Consider the following 17,969-nt stretch of genomic DNA (forward strand, 5'->3'; position numbering starts at 1 on the left):
TCAAAGTTCCTAGGATCTAGGATCTTGTTCTACCCTTAGGAACTTTAAACCTACCTAGGCTGGAGAGCTATGCGACAACTGGATTTTGAAAAACTAGAGGTTTGGAAGCGAAGTTGTCGTTTATCTTGTGATGTGTACAAAGAGCTAGAGAGTTGTAAGAACTTTGGTTTTAAAGATCAACTAACGAGAAGTGCACTTTCGATAGCTTCTAATATTGCTGAAGGCGAAGAGCGTGAAACGGTCAATGAGTCTGCAAGGTTTCTTTACATTGCAAAAGGCTCTGCCGGGGAAGCGATTACCCAACTTTATATTGGTATAGAAGCGGGCTTTGTCGAAAAGCAAAAAGCGCTTGCCTTAATCAGCGAAGCCAAAGAAATTTCAGCTATGCTCGCAGCACTAATTAAGCGAAGAAAAGGCTCAGTAAGAGAACCTAAACCAAAATACCAAAGTTATAAGGATCCTAGGTCCTAACCCTAGATCCTAAGAACAAAAATTCACGAATAAGTAATTTAGGTCCTAGGATCCTAGGACCTATCATTTATTTTATCGATCCTACCCCTAGCTCCGGATTCAAATTTTGAATCTAGGATCTAGAACCTAGGATCCTAGGACCTAATACACCAATGGAACCACAAAAAGAACACCCACAACATTACCTACCGTACCCACCACACAGCCAACAACCAGCGGATGACGAAATCGACTTACGTGAACTGTTCGGCGCACTGTGGAAAGGTAAGTGGATCATCATTGCGACCACGTTTGTTTTTGCAGTCGGCGCGGTACTTTACGCACTAAGCCTGCCAAATATCTACAAATCGGATGCGTTGCTTGCTCCTGCAGAAAGCTCCGGTGGCGGTGGCCTTTCAAAAATGGCAGGTCAACTTGGCGGACTAGCGGCTCTAGCGGGCGTTAACTTGGGGGCAGGTGAATCTTCTCAAACTGATTTAGCTGTACAAGTGATGAAGTCTCGCCAGTTTGTTGAAGCATTCATCAAAAAGCATGATTTGCTTGTACCACTAATGGCTGCCAAAGATTGGGATTTAGCGAATAACAAGCTCATCTTAGATGAAGAGCTTTATAACCCTGATACAGGTGAATGGCTGCGTGAGGCAAAAGGCCTACGTGGGTCAACACCAACGGCGCAAGAAGCGTTTGAAGTGTTCAGTAAAGAGGTTTTGAGCGTTAGCCAAGACAAAGAAAGCGGCTTATACACGGTATCAGTCAAAAACTACTCTCCTTACATTGCTCAGCAATGGGTGAACTGGTTAATTGAAGACATCAACAAAGTGATGCGTGAACGCACAATAGCAGAAACGTCGCAAAACCTAGCTTACCTAAATACCCAGCTACAAAAAACCGCTGTTGCTGACATGCAAAGTACGTTCTATAAGCTGATTGAAGAACAAACCAAAAGCTTGATGCTTGCAGAGGTGCAAGAAGAGTTTATCTTCAAAGTCGTTGATCCTGCAGTGATACCAGAGCTTAAAGATGGGCCGAAACGCGCGCTGATCTGTGTGTTAGGGACATTACTTGGTGGCATGTTAGGTGTGGCCATTGTACTGGTGCGTTTTGCGTTTCGAAAAGAAGATACAGAGGACCTAGAATCTAGAACCTAGACTTTTAGGTTACCTATTGGGGCCGGTTTGATTAAATAGGTGGAATCAATATATTACAATGAGATGGCTAGACAAGGTTGTCTCATTTTGAATGAAAAGTGTCTCAGATGGTGAAAAAGTCTGAGATGAAAAATTATAAATTAAGTGGACAGATTGATGATAAAAGATAGAAAGCTCCGCATTGCGGTTGTAGGTTGTGGGCGTATATCCAAAAACCATTTTGGTTCAATTGAGCAACTTAAATCGGAATATGAACTGGTCGCAGTATGCGATAATGATCCTAAAGTGCTTGATGAGCACGTGTCACACTACGGGGTGTCTGGCTATCTTTCTATTGATGAACTGCTTGCTTCTGAATCGCTGGATTTAGTAACACTTTGTACACCTAGCGGTATGCACGCTTCACAAGCGATTAAAGCCGCAAAAGCAAAAGTCCATGTCATTACTGAAAAGCCAATGGCAACCAAATGGCAAGATGGCTTGGATATGGTTCGTACGTGTGATGAAGAAGGCGTTCGTTTATTCGTTGTAAAACAGAATCGCCGCAATTCAACGTTACAGTTATTAAAGCGTGCTGTAAATGATAAACGTTTTGGTCAAATTCACATGGTGCACCTAAACGTATTCTGGACTCGCCCGCAAGAGTATTATGATCGCGCGTCATGGTCCGGCACATGGGATATGGATGGTGGTGCTTTCATGAATCAAGCCACGCATTATGTGGATTTAATGCACTGGTTAATTGGTCCGGTAGAGAAAGTCCATGCAATGACATCAACTCACAGAGATATTGATGTTGAGGATACCGGTGTAGTGAACATTAAATGGCGTAATGGAGCGCTAGGCTCTATGGCAGTGACCATGTGTACTTACCCTAAAAACCTTGAAGGTTCGATAACTATTCTTGGCGAAAAAGGTACGGTGAGAATTGGTGGTGTTGCGGTGAATGATATTCAAGAGTGGACGTTTGAAGATGAGCGTGACTACGACAAAGATATTCATAGCGCGAACTACCAGACCACATCAGTATATGGCTTTGGTCATCCTCCTTATTTCCAAAATGTGGCTGACGTTTTACGAGGGAAAGCTGAGCCTGAAACCGATGGCCGTGAAGGCTTAAAGTCGTTAGAACTGTTGATTAGTACCTATCGTTCTGCACGCGATGGTAAAGAAATCGGTTTACCACTGAATTTATAATATATTGGAACAAAAAATGAAATTAGATAGTTTGAATATTGGTATTGTTGGCTTAGGTTATGTCGGTTTGCCGCTTGCTGTCGAGTTTGGCAAAAAGTATCCAACTCTTGGTTTGGATATCAATGCCGCTCGTGTTCAAGAGCTCGAAACGGGTAAAGACTCAACACTAGAGTGTTCAGGTGAAGAACTGGCTAGTGCAAAGTACTTACGATATACACACCAGTTGGAAGATCTAAAGCATTGTAATTTTTATATTGTTACAGTTCCTACTCCGATAACAGAAGAAAATACACCGGATTTAACACCCTTGATTAAAGCGTCAGAGGCACTTTCTCAAGTCATTTCAAAAGGTGATATTGTTGTATTTGAATCAACAGTATACCCAGGTGCTACGGAAGAAGTCTGTATTCCAATTATCGAAAAACTTTCTGGACTTACATTTAATAAAGACTTTTATGCTGGCTATAGTCCTGAGCGTATTAATCCGGGTGATAAAGTGAATCGACTCACGACTATCACGAAAATTACGTCAGGTTCGACAGACGCTGTTGCTGACTTTGTGGATGCAGTATACGCGTCAATTGTTACTGCTGGCACACATAAAGCTTCTTCAATCAAAGTTGCTGAAGCGGCTAAAGTCATTGAAAATACCCAGCGTGATCTGAACATTGCCATCATTAATGAATTCGCGAAGATTTTTAACCGTTTAGACATTGATACTGAAGAAGTGTTGAAAGCGGCAGGTACAAAGTGGAACTTCCTACCGTTTAAGCCAGGCCTGGTAGGCGGGCACTGTATTAGTGTTGACCCGTATTATCTAACTCATAAAGCTCAAGAGGTAGGGTACCGTCCAGAAGTTATTTTGGCAGGGCGTCGTATCAATGATGGTATGGGCGAATATGTTGCGACACAATTAGTGAAAAAGCTGGCGAGTAAAAAAATCCATATTGATGAAGCAAAAGTACTGATATTAGGTTTTACCTTTAAAGGGGATTGTCCTGATGTTCGAAACACAAAAATCATCAACATCGTAAAAGAGTTACAAGACTTTAATATGTCGGTTGATGTATACGATAGTTGGGCGTCAAAAGAAGAAGTTCGCCATGAATATGGTATTGAGCTCATTGATGAACTGAAAGAAGGTCATTATGACGGTATCGTATTGGCGGTTGACCATAGTGAGACGAAAGCGATGGGCGTAGAGGCTTTGCGCCGCTTAGGAAAAGATAGCCACGTTTTATACGATGTGAAACATGTCTTAAGTGTCGGCGAAGCAGACATCCGTCTTTAATCCATAATAAGGGGGCGAATGCTCCCTTTAATCATTTGGAGTAGCTATGAGCTTCTTTCAGCATGAAACGGCCATTGTAGATGATGGTGCTAACATCGGTGAAGGTTCACGAGTGTGGCACTGGGCGCATGTGTGTTCCGGTGCTCAAATTGGTCGTGGCGTATCTCTGGGGCAGAATGCCTTTGTTGGTAATAAGGTGACCATTGGTGACCAGTGTAAAATTCAAAACAACGTCTCTGTTTATGACAATGTTCATTTAGAAGAGGGCGTTTTTTGTGGACCTAGCATGGTTTTTACAAATGTTTATAACCCTCGCTCCCTTATTGAACGCAAAGACCAATACCGTGACACTATCGTGAAAAAGGGCGCCACTTTGGGTGCAAACTGTACGGTTGTGTGCGGTATTACGATTGGTGAGTACGCGTTCATTGGTGCTGGTACTGTCGTGAACAAAGATGTAAAGCCCTTTGCTCTAATGGTGGGTGTTCCCGCCAAGCAAATTGGCTGGATGAGCCAATATGGTGAGCAACTTGATTTGCCATTAGAAGGTCACTTAACCATTACCTGCCCTCGCACTCAAACTGTTTATCAGCTTGATGGTTCGATATTAACTGTTGTTGAAGAGTAAAAATAACAATGCAATTTATTGATTTAGCTGCACAGTACCAACATCTAAAAACTAAGATTGATGCTCGCATCCATAAAGTACTCGACCATGGTCATTATATTATGGGACCTGAAGTTTTCGAGCTTGAGGAACAACTAGCCGAGTATGTTGGTGTAAAACATGCCATTACTTGCGCCAATGGTACCGATGCTTTAACACTGGCGATGATGGTATTGGATATTAAAGAGGGTGATGCGGTTTTCTGCCCAACGTTTACTTTTTTTGCCACAGCCGAAACGATAGCGTTCGCGAATGCGACTCCAGTATTCGTGGATTCAGAAGAAAGCACATTCAATATTTGTCCAGTAGACTTAGAAAAGCGCATTCAACAAGTTATTGCTGAAGGTAAATTAGTACCGAAGGCGATTGTGTCTGTGGATTTGTTTGGTCTACCAGCAAACTACGTTGAGATTGAAGCGATAGCTGAGAAGTATAACTTAAAGCTGATTGAAGATGCCGCTCAAGGTTTTGGTGGTTCGCTCAATGGCAAAATGGCGGGAGCGTTTGGTGACATCGCGACGACGAGTTTTTTTCCTGCCAAACCATTAGGTTGCTACGGAGATGGCGGTGCAATTTTTACCAACAATGATGATTATGCTGAGTTACTTCGCTCACTAAGAATTCACGGTAAAGGTTTAGATAAATATGATAACGTACGTATTGGTGTGAACAGTCGTCTTGATACAATTCAAGCTGCCATTTTATTAGAAAAGTTAGCTGCGTTTCCACAAGAATTGATTTCTCGCCAAAAAGTTGCTGATCAATACGAAGCGGAATTAAAAGATCGGTTTGTGATCCCTCAAGTACCCGAGGGTTACACTAGCTCATGGGCGCAATATACAGTTTGTTGTGAAAACAGAGAGTTAGAGATGCAGAAATATCAAGCACAAGGCATTCCAACCATGGTCTACTATCGTACTTGTATGCATCAGCAAACGGCATTTTCAGGGCTGAATTATAAAAATGGTGACTTCCCTGTAGCAGAAAAGCTTGCTACTGCGGTATTTAGTTTACCAATGCATGGTTATATGAATTATAAACTTTAAGAAAATGTAACCCTAATGGTAAAGTTTAGACTTCCATTAGGGTAAGTATCGGTTACCAATAAATGTTAAATAGAGTAAAATTTAAACTCCCTAGTGGTTCATTTTATAAAAATGTGATGGTACTTGCACGTGGGACTACAATAGCTCAAGCTCTTCCAATTCTTATATCACCAATATTAACACGGATTTATACTCCAGAAGATTTTGGAGTTCTAGCGATTTATGTAGCTTTGATGTCTATGCTCGTTATTGTTTCTACGGGTCGATACGAGCTTGCTATTATGCTCCCCAAAAAGAATACTGAATCTATTCAGTTGCTTTGGCTTGCTATTTTTATTAATTTTATATTTTCTTTGGTTGTTTACGTTTTACTTATATTTGGGTTTCAAGATTTTTCAAGATATTTAGGTTTACCTTTAGGTTATGATTTCATAATTTACTTTTTACCTGTATCTATATTTATTATTGGTGTCTGCCAATCAATTAATGGCCTGCTTAATAGGAATAAAAAATATAGGGAAATGTCTTTTACTAAAATTCTAAATAATTTGGGAGGCGGCATAACTCAAATATCACTGTTTAACTATAGTGGTGGTTTGTTGATTGGTTATATAGCAGGGCAGTTTGTTTCACTATGTTATTTAGTCTTCACTTTGAAAAATAAAAAAAATGAGGGGCTGAAAACAAAAATTAAGCTATGGCTGCCGGACTTTAGAATAATGTTTAAACTGGCTTATGAATATCGAGTTTTTCCTAAAGTAAATGCGATCTCATCTTTGTTAAATACGTCATCAGTCCAGTTAATCCCTCTATTATTAACAAGTTTTTTTTCATCAATTACAACAGGTTTTTATTCATTATCTCAACGTATTCTTCAAATGCCAATGTCTTTGCTAGGTTCATCCATAGCTTTGGTTTACTTTCAAAAAGCGAATGAAATAATTGACAATAAAGAACAAATAAAAAAACTTACTTTAGATGTAAATAAAAAGTTATTGTTGATAGGTTTGTTTCCTATTCTCATCACGCTGGTTTTCGGCGATTACTTGTTTAGTATTGTATTTGGAAAAGACTGGATTATTGCTGGAGTATACGCACAATACCTAGCTCCCTGGATATATCTTGTTTTTATTTCTTCCCCATTGTCGCATCTTTTGACCGTACTCGGAAAACAAAAGGAACTGTTACTATTTAATGCTTTTCTATTTGTAACTAGAATTGGATGGCTGTTAACTGCATATTTGTTAGGGTTTGAGCCAGGGCAGACAATATTCGTCCATGCTTGTATTGGTTTTGTTGCATGGTTATCTTTCGTCTACTATGTGATGAGTTTGGCTGAGATAAAACCTAAAGAAGTTAGTGCGCAGTTATTCCCATTTGCATCGCTTCTATTTTTATGTTCTATCATGGGAATTTATATCTAAGAGTTAATTATGATAAATGTAAAATTAGACTTAAACTTTGGCTTCGAGTGGTTTAAAAACAGTACTGTAGCTTTAAAAGGTACTGTATATGATAGACAGGGCCAAGAACTAACTATCGAAGATATAAAAAAAGACGTCGAAAATTGTGATTCTTTAATTAGAATTATGCATTATATAGAAACGATAAGGGGAATGTTCTCTTTAATTATAAATCATGATAATAAGCTTTATCTTATCTCTGATAATATTCGAACATTCCCACTATTCTACACTAAGGTAGGTAATGAATGGCACGTTTCTGATAAGGTTTCCAACCTTGTTAGTTTGTCCAATGCAAACATCTCAGAATCATCAAAGCAGGCTTTTTTATCCACAGGCTACACGCTAGGTTGCCAAACCATTTTTGACGAGATATATCAAGTTCAAGCAGCTGAAGTTGTAGAGTTAAACTGTTCTGGAATAGCTGAATCGGCAGAGTATTGGAATTATCGTTCGGTTGATATTTTGAATGACGATTTTTATAACCTTCAGGCGCGCGGGATAGAGCTTGTTGAGCAAGCGGTGAAAAGAGTTATAAAATCGCTAAATGGAAGGCAGGCTGTTATCCCATTGAGTGGCGGGTATGATTCGAGGTTAATACTAACTTTATTAAAACATTTTAACTATACCAATGTCATTTGCTTTACTTATGGCTCCCCTAAGAGCAAAGAATTAAGTGTTGCAACATCAGTTGCAGAGAAATTAGGTTTTACGTGTCATGTTATAAAATACACTAAAAGTTTCGTAAATGATAATTTGAACGTTAATTCTTTAAAAGAGTACATGAAGTTCGCTTTTAATGGGACATCTGTGCCACATTTGCAGGACTACCTTGCTGTTAGTTATTTACAATCAAAAAATCTTATTGATAGCGATGGAGTCTTTATACCTGGGCATTCAGGGGATATTTTTTCGGGAACACATATAATTGGTAATGTGAAAGAAAATACCGAAAGAGCTAAAGTTGAGTTGGGATTGAAGCATAAGCACTTTAGGTTAGTTGAATATACAGGCGCGTTAGATTTTCCTTATTACGATAGTGATAATTTAGCATATTCAAATATGGAGGCTTGGAGCTGGAAAGAAAGGCAGTCAAAGTTCATCGTAAACTCTATAAGAACATATGAATATTTTGGGTATGAAGCTAGAATACCATTGTGGGATTTAGATTTGGCTAACTTTTTTAGGAACGTTCCACTTAAGTATAAAAACAGGAGAAATCTCAATACATACTCAATTGAATCAAACTTGTATGACTCTATATGTCATAAGTTATTTCATGAGTACGGTGTCGATAATTTTGTAAGGCCTACAGATAGCCTTGTCACGAGAGTTGTTAGAAGGATTGTTACTAAGTTTACAAATATCGACGGTGTTAATAATTTGGATTTAATAATACTTAATTTGTCAAAAAATGAAAAGCTATGTTTTAAGTCAAGCAAGTTCAATGGGAAAGTAGCGGAAATGCAGCTACTTTTTTTAGATTGAGATGGGCTTATAGATGTTTATAATAGGAAGGCGAATTAAGTTTATATTTTGGTTAATACTTTTTAGATGTGCTTTGGACTTTTCATACGTTTACTTTGTAAGCGATGTTTTTGGTTATGATGGTTTTAGCTTGAATTTCGACGCGTTCAATTATGCTCTTTCTTGGTTGTTTAGCGTTCCTTTTTTATTTTGTCTAAGTCCTGTTCTAAATAGAGTAAGAGATTATACGGAAATATTTTGGGCCTTGTTGGTAATTTTTCCTGTTTTATCAATGTACGGACTAAACTCAGACAATCCAATAGGACTGCCATTAATATACTGCTTTTCATTCTTTATATTCTTTATGATTATCAGGGTCAGATTTATTAAAGTTTCAAAGCTCCCAGAGTTTAAATATGGCTTGGAAGTCGGGGTTTGCCTTTGTTTGCTTTTCGTAATTCTGCTTATAATTAATTATACTAAATCTGGCGTGTCGCTAAATTTAAATTTCCTAAAAGTATATGAGTTTAGAGAAAGTAATTCAGAGCTTAGTTCTGGTGGTTTGCTAACATATATAAATATTTGGACTTATAAGGTTTTTAATATTACATTGCTCTGTTTAGCTCTTTTTTATAAAAGATACACTTTTGCTGCTATTATAGTCCTGTTTCAAGTATATTTCTTCGCCGCGTCAGCACATAAGTCTGTGTTGTTTATGGCAATACTTGTAATTAGTATTTGGTATTTGTTTCAACGAAGAGACTCATTGTTATTAGTGCCAGTATCTCTAATGTCATTAATGCTCCTATCTTTATCAACTTTTTATTTTTTTTCAGACATTACGCTATCATCAATATTTATAAGAAGGCTGTTTTATATTCCTGCTCAGTTAGGGTATTTTTATTATGATTTCTTCTCCAATAATGAGTATGTGTATTGGTCGAATAGTATATTAAAATCAATAATATCTTATCCTTATCCCGAGAGTATTTCTCATACCATCGGCACGTACATGGGTAAGTCAGGCTCCGGGGCCAATAATGGTTTGATAGCTAGTGGGTTTGCACATGCCGGTATATTTGGAGTTTTGATTTATACAATAGTGTTTGCATTCTTAATTAAGTTAATTGATTTTTTAGGTGGGAAAGTGTTTCCCGTTTGGTTTTTACTCGCAGCATTCATCGTGCCTATATCTAGCGCAGTCTTAAACTCAGACTTGCTGACTACATTATCAACGCATGGTTTCGGCGTCGCTATTTTTATGTTGTATTTAATCAGAAAAGAAAAAATGGAAAATTATCTATGTTCAAAATAATGACCGTTGTCGGTGCAAGGCCGCAATTTATTAAGGCTGCTGCAGTTTCAAAAGCAATACGGAAACATTCTAATCTAACCGAGATTATGTTACACACAGGGCAACATTTTGATCAGAATATGAGTGATGTTTTTTTCAATCAATTGAATATACCAAAACCTGAGATTATGTTAGATATTAATGGAACTTCTCACGGTGCAATGACTGGTAGGATGGTTGAGGGTATTGAAGAAGCAATATTTAAATATAAACCAGATGCAGTGTTATTATATGGAGATACTAATTCTACATTGGCAGGGGCGATATCAGCATCGAAACTTCATATTCCAGTTTTTCATATTGAATCTGGCTTGAGAAGTGGAAACATGAAGATGCCTGAGGAGATCAATAGGATCTTGACTGATCAGGTGAGTGATACTTTATACTGCCCAACCGATACGGCAGTTCGAAATTTGAATTTGGAAAATATAATTCAAACTCGAAATTGTAGAGTGCGCCTAGTAGGAGACGTAATGCAGGATGCATCAATAATTTTCAAAGAGTACTCACTAAAGCCAAATGATTATGATGCGAAGGCTAACTTTTGTCTGTGTACTATCCATAGAGCAGAAAATACAGATGACCCAGATAAGCTAACGCAAATATTTGCAGCGCTTGATAAAATTCATTCTGAGCATTTAGAAGTGGTAATGCCTCTACATCCTAGAACAAAATCACTATTATCTAGGTTTAAAATTGAAACCAATATTACATTAATAGAACCCTCTTCGTATTTTGGGATGTTATGGTTGCTTGAACACTGTGACATGGTGGTTACGGATAGTGGAGGGGTTCAAAAAGAAGCATATTTTTTCAATAAAATGTGTTTAACGGTTCGTGATCAAACCGAATGGACTGAGTTAGTAGACATTGGAGTTAACTCGCTAACGAAAGCTACTTGTAATGAAATATATAATAATTTCATTAACCTCAGAGCTAAGAATTTTGGTGTGCAAGAAGAGTTATATGGCGGTGGACAAGCTTCAACAATGATTGTTGAAGATATATTAAATAGATTAGAGGAATTACGTAGTGAAGGCTAAATTACTATACTTGGTTCCTAGTTTAAATTTCTTTGCCGAAGGTTACAGAGGCCGAGTTATGCACGCATTGGGCATATGTGAAGGCTTTGCGAGCGATAAGTGGGATGTTACATTCGTTGGTGGGAAAGGAATTAAAAGCTTCAAGTCTGAACTGCCTGCTAGTGTAAATTTTATAGAAGTTGAAGAACCTACAGGCATTTTTAAATACCCAATATGGTGGTTAAGATTTATTAGGGTCTACTTAAGTTTAATTAAAACAAACGAATATAAGTGTATGATGTCAAGGTATGTTGTATCTTCATTTATACCGATACTTTTATTTTCTTTATTTTCAAAAAAGGAAACTTTTAAAATAGTAGAGGTTAATAGCTTTGCTTATCATATGCTTTCAAAATTACCTAGCCTCGTTAATAAGCTAGTAGCTAGATTTGAAATGATTTTAATGAATCATTATAACTTGGTGTATGTTGTTTCGGACACTATGGTTACTGATCCAAGAAATGCTTCCTGCAAATCCAAGATTGTTTGTGTCCCCAACGGTGCAACGACAAAAAAAGTTAACTTTGTACCTACAACCATAAACAATACAGCATCTGCAAGATTAGTGTATTTTGGGACATTGATGCCATATTGGGACTTTGAGTTTTTAGTTAATGCAGTTAACGAACTGCATTCATCTATAGATATGAAAATTGTTTTTCTTGGTGACGGTCCTAAAATTGAATATTTAAAACAGAATATTCATAGAAAAGAATTATGCGTCTTTCATGGCAGGTTTGGGAGAAACGAATTGGGAAGTTTATTAAATAAAGAGCATGATATTCTATTATTACCTCCGAAAACTAAAGAGGATATGCTTTTGAGCGGTGGCTTATCTACTAAGTTATTTGACTATCTTTCTATGAGAATGCCAATAGTAGCTCCATCAGATGGAGAAATTGAAAATGTTTTGAGTCACAAAGTCAATTCTGTTCTCTATTCTAGTTCGTCAACCCTTGATTTTTCAAAGAAAGTTATTGATATCTCGTCAAATGTTGAACAAAGGTCAATAATATCAGACGCTGCTTATTCTGATTTCAAGAATAAGTACTCGTGGTCTGCAAGAATGAAAACTATAATTGGTGAGATAAGTTAATATGAGTACAAGGTTATCAGTAGGAATCATCACTTTTCATAATGCTTCTAATTATGGAGCGGCGTTACAGGCGTTCGCTACATATAAAGCTTGTATCGAGTTGGGGGCCGATGTAGAAGTTATCGATTATGTGACTGATTATCGTGCAAATAAATACAGCGCCCTCCAAAGAATTATTCAGCCTGCAAAAAAGTTTAAGTTTTTTAGTGCGTTAAAAATGCTTGTTGCTAGTCCTGGGGTCATTTCTAGGAATTTATCATTTTCTAATTTTTATAAAGAAAATATAGTTATTTCTCAACGGAGGTTCTCAACACCAGATGAGTTGAAATCCTTTGATTTTGATTATACAACGGTAATCGCTGGAAGTGACCAAATTTGGAGTCATCATAATAACGGTTCTGATTTTTCTTATTTACTTGATTTTGTAGGTGACGATGTTAATAAAGTTTCATACGCATCTAGTTTTGGTATAGCGGATATTCCTCTTAACTTAGAAAACAAATATAGGGAAAGTCTTAATAGAATTAACTTTCTATCAACAAGAGAGGAAACAGGTGTTAAACTGATAAAGGAGTTAACCGGTAAAGACGCTTTTTTAGCTTTAGACCCAGTATTACTTCACGATAGAAATTTCTGGTCTCAAATGGCAAGAAAACCAAAAAGACTGCTAGGAAATAAATTTGATTTATATTATTTAAATAGTAATAGGTATCGTAGTCATAAGATATTTACGAACGATTTTGTCGAAGGTGTCGATAAAATTTGTATTGGCTCATTTAAGCTGGGCGATGTTTTTGATAATAATTTCAAATTGAGAAATAACGAGGGGCCATTAGAGTTTCTTTATTATATTGAAAACGCTAGGTACATCTATACAACCTCGTTCCATGCAGTTGTTTTTAGCCTTATCTTCAATAAACCATTTTTTGTTTTTCTTTCTGGCAACGAAGGGCGAGACTCTAGAATCAAACAGGTGCTTGGAGAGTTTGATTTATTGTCTCATGCGCTATTGGACAGTGACTGTGACCTTCATTCGTTGGAATGTAAACCAGATTTTACTAATTTTAATGAAAGATGGAGTAGCAATCGGTCTGATTGTTTGAGTTTCCTAGAAAATGCTTTAAAAGGTGATGTGTCGTGAGTGGAGCAGTTAATAAGTTAGAACGTTCTGAAAACTTTGATATTTCAAGTAATCTCACTATGGGAATCGGTGGTAAAGTAAAGTCATTTATACAGATAAATTCCGTAGAAGAGTTAGAAATTGCTCATAACAATATATTAAAGCTTGAATCAAAGTACTTAGTATTAGGCGGTGGCAGTAATTTGGTATTATCTGATAACTTTTATGATGGTGTTGTACTTTTTATAAAGATTAAAGGTATAAAGGAAGTTTGTAGAAAGAATGGTTATGCCATTATCGATGTAGGTGCTGGTGAGGAGTGGGAGGATTTTGTTGATTTCACTTTGGAAAATTGTTTTTGGGGTGTGGAAAATTTAACATTAATACCTGGAACAGTCGGAGCTTGTCCTGTTCAAAACGTTGGAGCATTTGGGCAGGAAGTAAAACACATTATTGAGCATGTCGAATGTTATGATACTCAAACTAAAGAGTTAACGATAATTCAAAATAGTGAGTGTGGCTTTTCTTTTAGAAAAAGTATTTTTAATTCTGAGCAGAAAGGCAGATATATTATTACTTCGGTACGATTTAAATTAGCACTTGAGCCTAATGCTAAGCTTTCTAGATCAGAATTAGCTAAGCTTAAAACTTTCTCCGGAACGCCTCAAGAACTGCAAAAAGAAATTAGAAATACTGTTCGAGCGTATAGAACCAGTGGCGTCAATTTACCTAATAATCAGAATCATGGCTGCTCTGGTACATTTTTTAGAACCGCTGTTTTAGATAGTTATAAGGACTTTTTTAAAGTTATTTTATGTACAGGTCGAAATTTAGGAATACGATCAGCAATTATGATGATTTTATTTTGCATCAAATATAGGTCATCTGAAGGCTTTAGAATTCCGTCTAAAAGGCTTATACAAGCTTGCGAACTTTCTAATACAAAAGTCGGGGCTTTGTTTTTATTACCAACGAATCCCGCGGTAGTTGTAAGTGAGTTAGAGCATTCACCTAATTCCGAAGATTTAGTAAAAATTATAGACATTGTTCGAGGCAAAGTTTTGTCGAAAACTGGCGTATCCCTTCCAATCGAACCTGAACTTATAGGTTTTGATATGTAGAAAATCGTACACCAGTTCAAGTTGGTGTACGCTACAAACAACTTAGAAATAATAATGAAAATAACACTTTATGAGAAATAATAGTTTTTTTATAGGTATAAATGGACTGCGAGCTATTGCAATATTATCAGTAGCTATATTGCACTTTAGTACAGCTTTTTTAGATTACAATTTGACTTTTGATCGAAGTTTTATTGATAGTGATAGTCTTCTTAGGCAAATTCATCGTGCAGGTATGGATGGGGTATATCTTTTTTTTGGAATTAGTGGCTTTTTGATTACCCATTACTTAACTAAAAGTCATTTTAGTTTAAAGTTTTCTTGGGAGTTTATAAAGAAAAGAGTTTCTAGGATTTACCCTCCATTTATTGGTTCTATTTTTATTTTAATGTTTGTACAGCTGTACTTTTCAGATTATTCAATGTCTGACTTAATGAAAAGTGCTGCAGTTTCAACTGTGTTTATGCATGACTTATTTTTTAAGAGCTATTCATATATAAACCCTGTGACATGGTCATTGGAAGTTGAAGTACAGTTTTATATATTTGCATCTATATTTGTTCCCCTATTTATTTCTAATAAAAAATTTCTCATTTCTTTCTTTATTGTTGTAATTGCAGGTTGGGCTCTGTTAGAACTTTCAGTTAGAGAAAACTACGGTTCAAGATTTTTTAGTGATTACATTCTATACTTTTTTTCTGGTGTGTTGGCTAATGTTTTTTATAAAGATCTAGAAGGTTGGTTTGTCAGTTCTAGTATTGCTTTTGATATTGCCTTTGTTATAGCTTTAGTTTTTTTCTTTTATGTTGACGTGAAGTTATTACAGTCTTTAACTTTGTTTGCTTTAATTTTGTTGAGCTTTAAGATTAAATGGTTGAATGAGCTTTTCGCAAGTAGAATAATATCATATGTGTCAAAAGTTTCTTATACCTACTACTTGTTTCATTATGCTATTTTTCATATGTTTATGAAGTTGTTTTCAAATGCGATTACTAATTCTGGAGGGTTTGAGATTAGTGTGACTATTGGGATGCTAATTTTTATACCGCTGTCATTCTTTATGATATATCCATTTTACTTCCTTTTAGAACGCAATCATGAAAAAAGAGAAGGTTACTTTGAGTATTTGGGAAATTTGCAGTTGCAAATGTTAGGGAAAAAAGATGCTCGATAAAAAGAAGGTTTCAATCATTATGCCAACATATAATGCTGGCGAGTTTATATCTCATACGATAGAGTCAGTGATATCACAGAGTTATGCCGATTGGGAGTTACTTATTGTCGATGATAAATCAACAGATAATACCGTAGAGGTCGTATTAAGCTATATTGATAATGAACCTAGAATAAGGTTGTTTTCTAACGAAGTTAATTCCGGTGCGGGCGTAAGTAGAAATTTAGGCTTGGATAATTCGAAAGGTAGATATATTGCGTTTTTAGACTCTGACGATCTCTGGGTAAAGGATAAATTAAAGCTTCAGTTAGAATTTATGAATGAAAGTAATGCACCGATATCACATACTTCATTCACATTTATTGATGAAAATGGTGATGATAGAAAAGGAATAGTAAGTGTTTCATCGTTAGTAAATTTAGAGTCGAATTTAAAAAAAACTGAAATAGGGACTTCAACAGCAGTTATCGATCGAGAGTTAGTTACCCACTCGTTTAGGTTTAGCGCTATAAGGGCTAGGCAAGACTTAAAATTATGGATTGATTTACTTAGTCTAGGTTATATATCACACGGTCTTTCTAAAGAACTCGTAAAGTATCGAGTTAGAAGTGGGAGCGTAAGTAGTAATAAGATTAAAATGTTATTCGTTACATTTAAAGTATACCTTAATATAAAGGCTATGCCTTTCCATAAAAGGTTTTATTGTTATCTAGCGTACGTGTTTAACGCCATTCGGAAGAGGCAACAATGAGCGAAATATTGGTAACAGGCTGTACAGGTTTTGTCGGTAGAAATCTCTCCAATCTGATAGGAGATGCCCGCTATGTTGTTAGAAATTCTAAAGTGGGCTATTACAAAGATACTTTTAGTATCGAAGGGTTGAATACTAAAACTGATTGGTACGGAGCATTTAAGGGGATCCGGACAGTTATACACTTGGCAGGGCTCGCTCATTGTAAAAGCGTTGGTGCTGATGATTTTGATATGGTCAATACTCAAGGTACTTTGCATTTGGCGAAAGAATCTGCGTTAAATGGCGTAAAACGATTTGTTTTTGTAAGTTCTATCGGAGTAAATGGTTTACTAAGCATTAGTAAGCCTTTTTGTTATAAAACCATTCCGCAACCCCACAATTCATATGCTCGATCAAAACTCAATGCTGAGATCGGTTTACGTAAGATATCGGAAGAAACTGGGCTTGAAGTCGTTATAGTGAGGCCTACATTAGTTTATGGGCCTAGTGCTCCAGGGAATTTTGGTACGTTAACCAAATTGGTTCACAAGGTTACATTTCTACCTTTTGGCATGGCGAGCAACCGTAGAGATTTCATAGCAGTTCAAAATTTGGCTGACTTGCTTGTTACCTGTGCCAATCATCCAGACGCTGCAGGTCATACGTTTTTAGCGAGTGATGGGGAAACAGTTTCGATTAAAGAGTTTACTAATGCCATTGCTGAAGGGCTAGGTAAAAAAGTGATTCAGCTTCCGGTGCCAGTGAGTGTAATGCGCTTAGCTGGTAAACTTACCGGTAAATCGGCCATGATTGAGCAGCTCTATGGTAATTTAGAAGTGGACTCTTCTAACATCAAAGAGGTGTTGGATTGGACGCCTCCTTTAACCATGAAGCAAGCAATGGCGACTTTGCGTGATTCAGGAGTAAAATAGTAAATGATCCGTTTAATTGATTTTTTAGCTGCCTTTTTCGGTTTGCTTTTTTTATGGCCCGTATTACTCATCGTCACCATTATTGGCCTGTTTGATACGGGTTCCCCAATTTTTGTGCAAGAGCGTGTTGGGCGGAATAAAAAGCCTTTTAAGTTGATTAAGTTCCGTACTATGTCGGTAGAAACTAAATCAGTGGCGAGTCACTTAGCGAGTAATGCTTCTATTACCAAGCTTGGCGGGTTTTTGCGTAAAACCAAAATTGATGAGCTCCCACAATTGATCAATGTGGTAAAAGGTGAAATGAGCTTGGTCGGTCCGCGTCCGAATTTATTCAATCAAAAAGAGCTCATCGCAGAGCGTGATTGCATGGGAGTCTACGACGTTTTGCCAGGCATTACGGGCTTAGCACAAGTACAAAATATTGATATGTCGACGCCAGCGTTGCTTGCAAAAACAGACAAACAAATGATTGATACGCTCACAGTCAAAGACTACTTCAAATACATCATGATGACGGTAACAGGAAGTGGTTCAGGGGACGCGGTAAAATAACCTCTAATGCTATTTTACATTGAGTGGTATCACTGCCACTCTTTTTTTATATCTT

General features: G+C 36.9%; 17 protein-coding genes. All 17 read left to right on the plus strand.

Annotated features, from left to right (window positions below):
* The first annotated feature begins 69 nt into the window (after positions 1 to 69).
* The 17 genes from VA249_RS01080 to VA249_RS01160 all read left to right on the plus strand — a co-directional run bounded on the left by VA249_RS01080 (position 70) and on the right by VA249_RS01160 (position 17,914).
* Complete coding sequence (locus tag VA249_RS01080) at positions 70 to 471, plus strand: four helix bundle protein (RefSeq protein ID WP_221068530.1); 402 nt, start codon at positions 70 to 72, stop codon at positions 469 to 471.
* 152 nt (positions 472 to 623) lie between these two features.
* Positions 624 to 1,619 (plus strand): Wzz/FepE/Etk N-terminal domain-containing protein, encoded by a 996-nt coding sequence (locus VA249_RS01085; RefSeq protein ID WP_221068531.1) that lies wholly within the window; start codon positions 624 to 626, stop codon positions 1,617 to 1,619.
* A 156-nt stretch (positions 1,620 to 1,775) separates the two neighbouring features.
* Entirely contained in the window at positions 1,776 to 2,816 is a 1,041-nt protein-coding gene (locus VA249_RS01090) for a Gfo/Idh/MocA family protein (RefSeq protein ID WP_275946575.1), read from the plus strand.
* 16 nt (positions 2,817 to 2,832) lie between these two features.
* Entirely contained in the window at positions 2,833 to 4,107 is a 1,275-nt protein-coding gene (gene tviB / locus VA249_RS01095) for a Vi polysaccharide biosynthesis UDP-N-acetylglucosamine C-6 dehydrogenase TviB (protein ID WP_221068533.1), read from the plus strand.
* A 46-nt stretch (positions 4,108 to 4,153) separates the two neighbouring features.
* The gene (locus VA249_RS01100) at positions 4,154 to 4,735 is read left to right on the plus strand and encodes an acyltransferase (RefSeq protein WP_221068534.1); all 582 of its coding nucleotides are present in this window, start codon (positions 4,154 to 4,156) and stop codon (positions 4,733 to 4,735) included.
* 8 nt (positions 4,736 to 4,743) lie between these two features.
* Entirely contained in the window at positions 4,744 to 5,820 is a 1,077-nt protein-coding gene (locus VA249_RS01105) for a DegT/DnrJ/EryC1/StrS family aminotransferase (protein WP_221068535.1), read from the plus strand.
* Positions 5,821 to 5,882: 62 nt separating this feature from the next.
* Entirely contained in the window at positions 5,883 to 7,244 is a 1,362-nt protein-coding gene (locus VA249_RS01110; protein WP_221068536.1) for an oligosaccharide flippase family protein, read from the plus strand.
* Between the two features lie 9 nt (positions 7,245 to 7,253).
* Positions 7,254 to 8,771: an asparagine synthase C-terminal domain-containing protein gene (locus VA249_RS01115; RefSeq protein ID WP_221068537.1), complete on the plus strand. Its 1,518-nt coding sequence runs from the start codon at positions 7,254 to 7,256 to the stop codon at positions 8,769 to 8,771.
* Between the two features lie 991 nt (positions 8,772 to 9,762).
* Positions 9,763 to 10,065: a hypothetical protein gene (locus VA249_RS01120; protein ID WP_221068538.1), complete on the plus strand. Its 303-nt coding sequence runs from the start codon at positions 9,763 to 9,765 to the stop codon at positions 10,063 to 10,065.
* The gene (gene wecB, locus VA249_RS01125; protein WP_221068539.1) at positions 10,053 to 11,147 is read left to right on the plus strand and encodes a non-hydrolyzing UDP-N-acetylglucosamine 2-epimerase; all 1,095 of its coding nucleotides are present in this window, start codon (positions 10,053 to 10,055) and stop codon (positions 11,145 to 11,147) included. Before VA249_RS01120 ends, wecB begins: the two co-directional genes overlap by 13 nt.
* The gene (locus VA249_RS01130; RefSeq protein ID WP_221068540.1) at positions 11,137 to 12,282 is read left to right on the plus strand and encodes a glycosyltransferase; all 1,146 of its coding nucleotides are present in this window, start codon (positions 11,137 to 11,139) and stop codon (positions 12,280 to 12,282) included. The genes wecB and VA249_RS01130 overlap by 11 nt, the downstream gene beginning before the upstream one ends.
* 1 nt (position 12,283) lies before the next feature.
* Positions 12,284 to 13,423, plus strand: coding sequence for a polysaccharide pyruvyl transferase family protein (locus VA249_RS01135; RefSeq protein WP_221068541.1), 1,140 nt, complete (start codon positions 12,284 to 12,286; stop codon positions 13,421 to 13,423).
* The gene (gene murB, locus VA249_RS01140) at positions 13,420 to 14,523 is read left to right on the plus strand and encodes a UDP-N-acetylmuramate dehydrogenase (RefSeq protein WP_221068542.1); all 1,104 of its coding nucleotides are present in this window, start codon (positions 13,420 to 13,422) and stop codon (positions 14,521 to 14,523) included. The genes VA249_RS01135 and murB overlap by 4 nt, the downstream gene beginning before the upstream one ends.
* A gap of 70 nt (positions 14,524 to 14,593) precedes the next feature.
* The gene (locus VA249_RS01145; RefSeq protein ID WP_221068543.1) at positions 14,594 to 15,697 is read left to right on the plus strand and encodes an acyltransferase family protein; all 1,104 of its coding nucleotides are present in this window, start codon (positions 14,594 to 14,596) and stop codon (positions 15,695 to 15,697) included.
* Positions 15,687 to 16,448 (plus strand): glycosyltransferase family 2 protein, encoded by a 762-nt coding sequence (locus VA249_RS01150; RefSeq protein ID WP_221068544.1) that lies wholly within the window; start codon positions 15,687 to 15,689, stop codon positions 16,446 to 16,448. Before VA249_RS01145 ends, VA249_RS01150 begins: the two co-directional genes overlap by 11 nt.
* A complete protein-coding gene (locus VA249_RS01155) occupies positions 16,445 to 17,362 on the plus strand; it encodes an NAD-dependent epimerase/dehydratase family protein (RefSeq protein WP_221068545.1) in 918 nt (305 codons plus the stop codon). Before VA249_RS01150 ends, VA249_RS01155 begins: the two co-directional genes overlap by 4 nt.
* Before the next feature lie 3 nt (positions 17,363 to 17,365).
* On the plus strand, positions 17,366 to 17,914 hold the full coding sequence (locus VA249_RS01160) for a sugar transferase (protein ID WP_221068546.1): 549 nt from the start codon (positions 17,366 to 17,368) through the stop codon (positions 17,912 to 17,914).
* The last annotated feature ends 55 nt before the right edge of the window (positions 17,915 to 17,969 follow it).

Source organism: Vibrio alfacsensis, assembly GCF_019670485.1.
Classification (GTDB): domain Bacteria; phylum Pseudomonadota; class Gammaproteobacteria; order Enterobacterales; family Vibrionaceae; genus Vibrio; species Vibrio alfacsensis.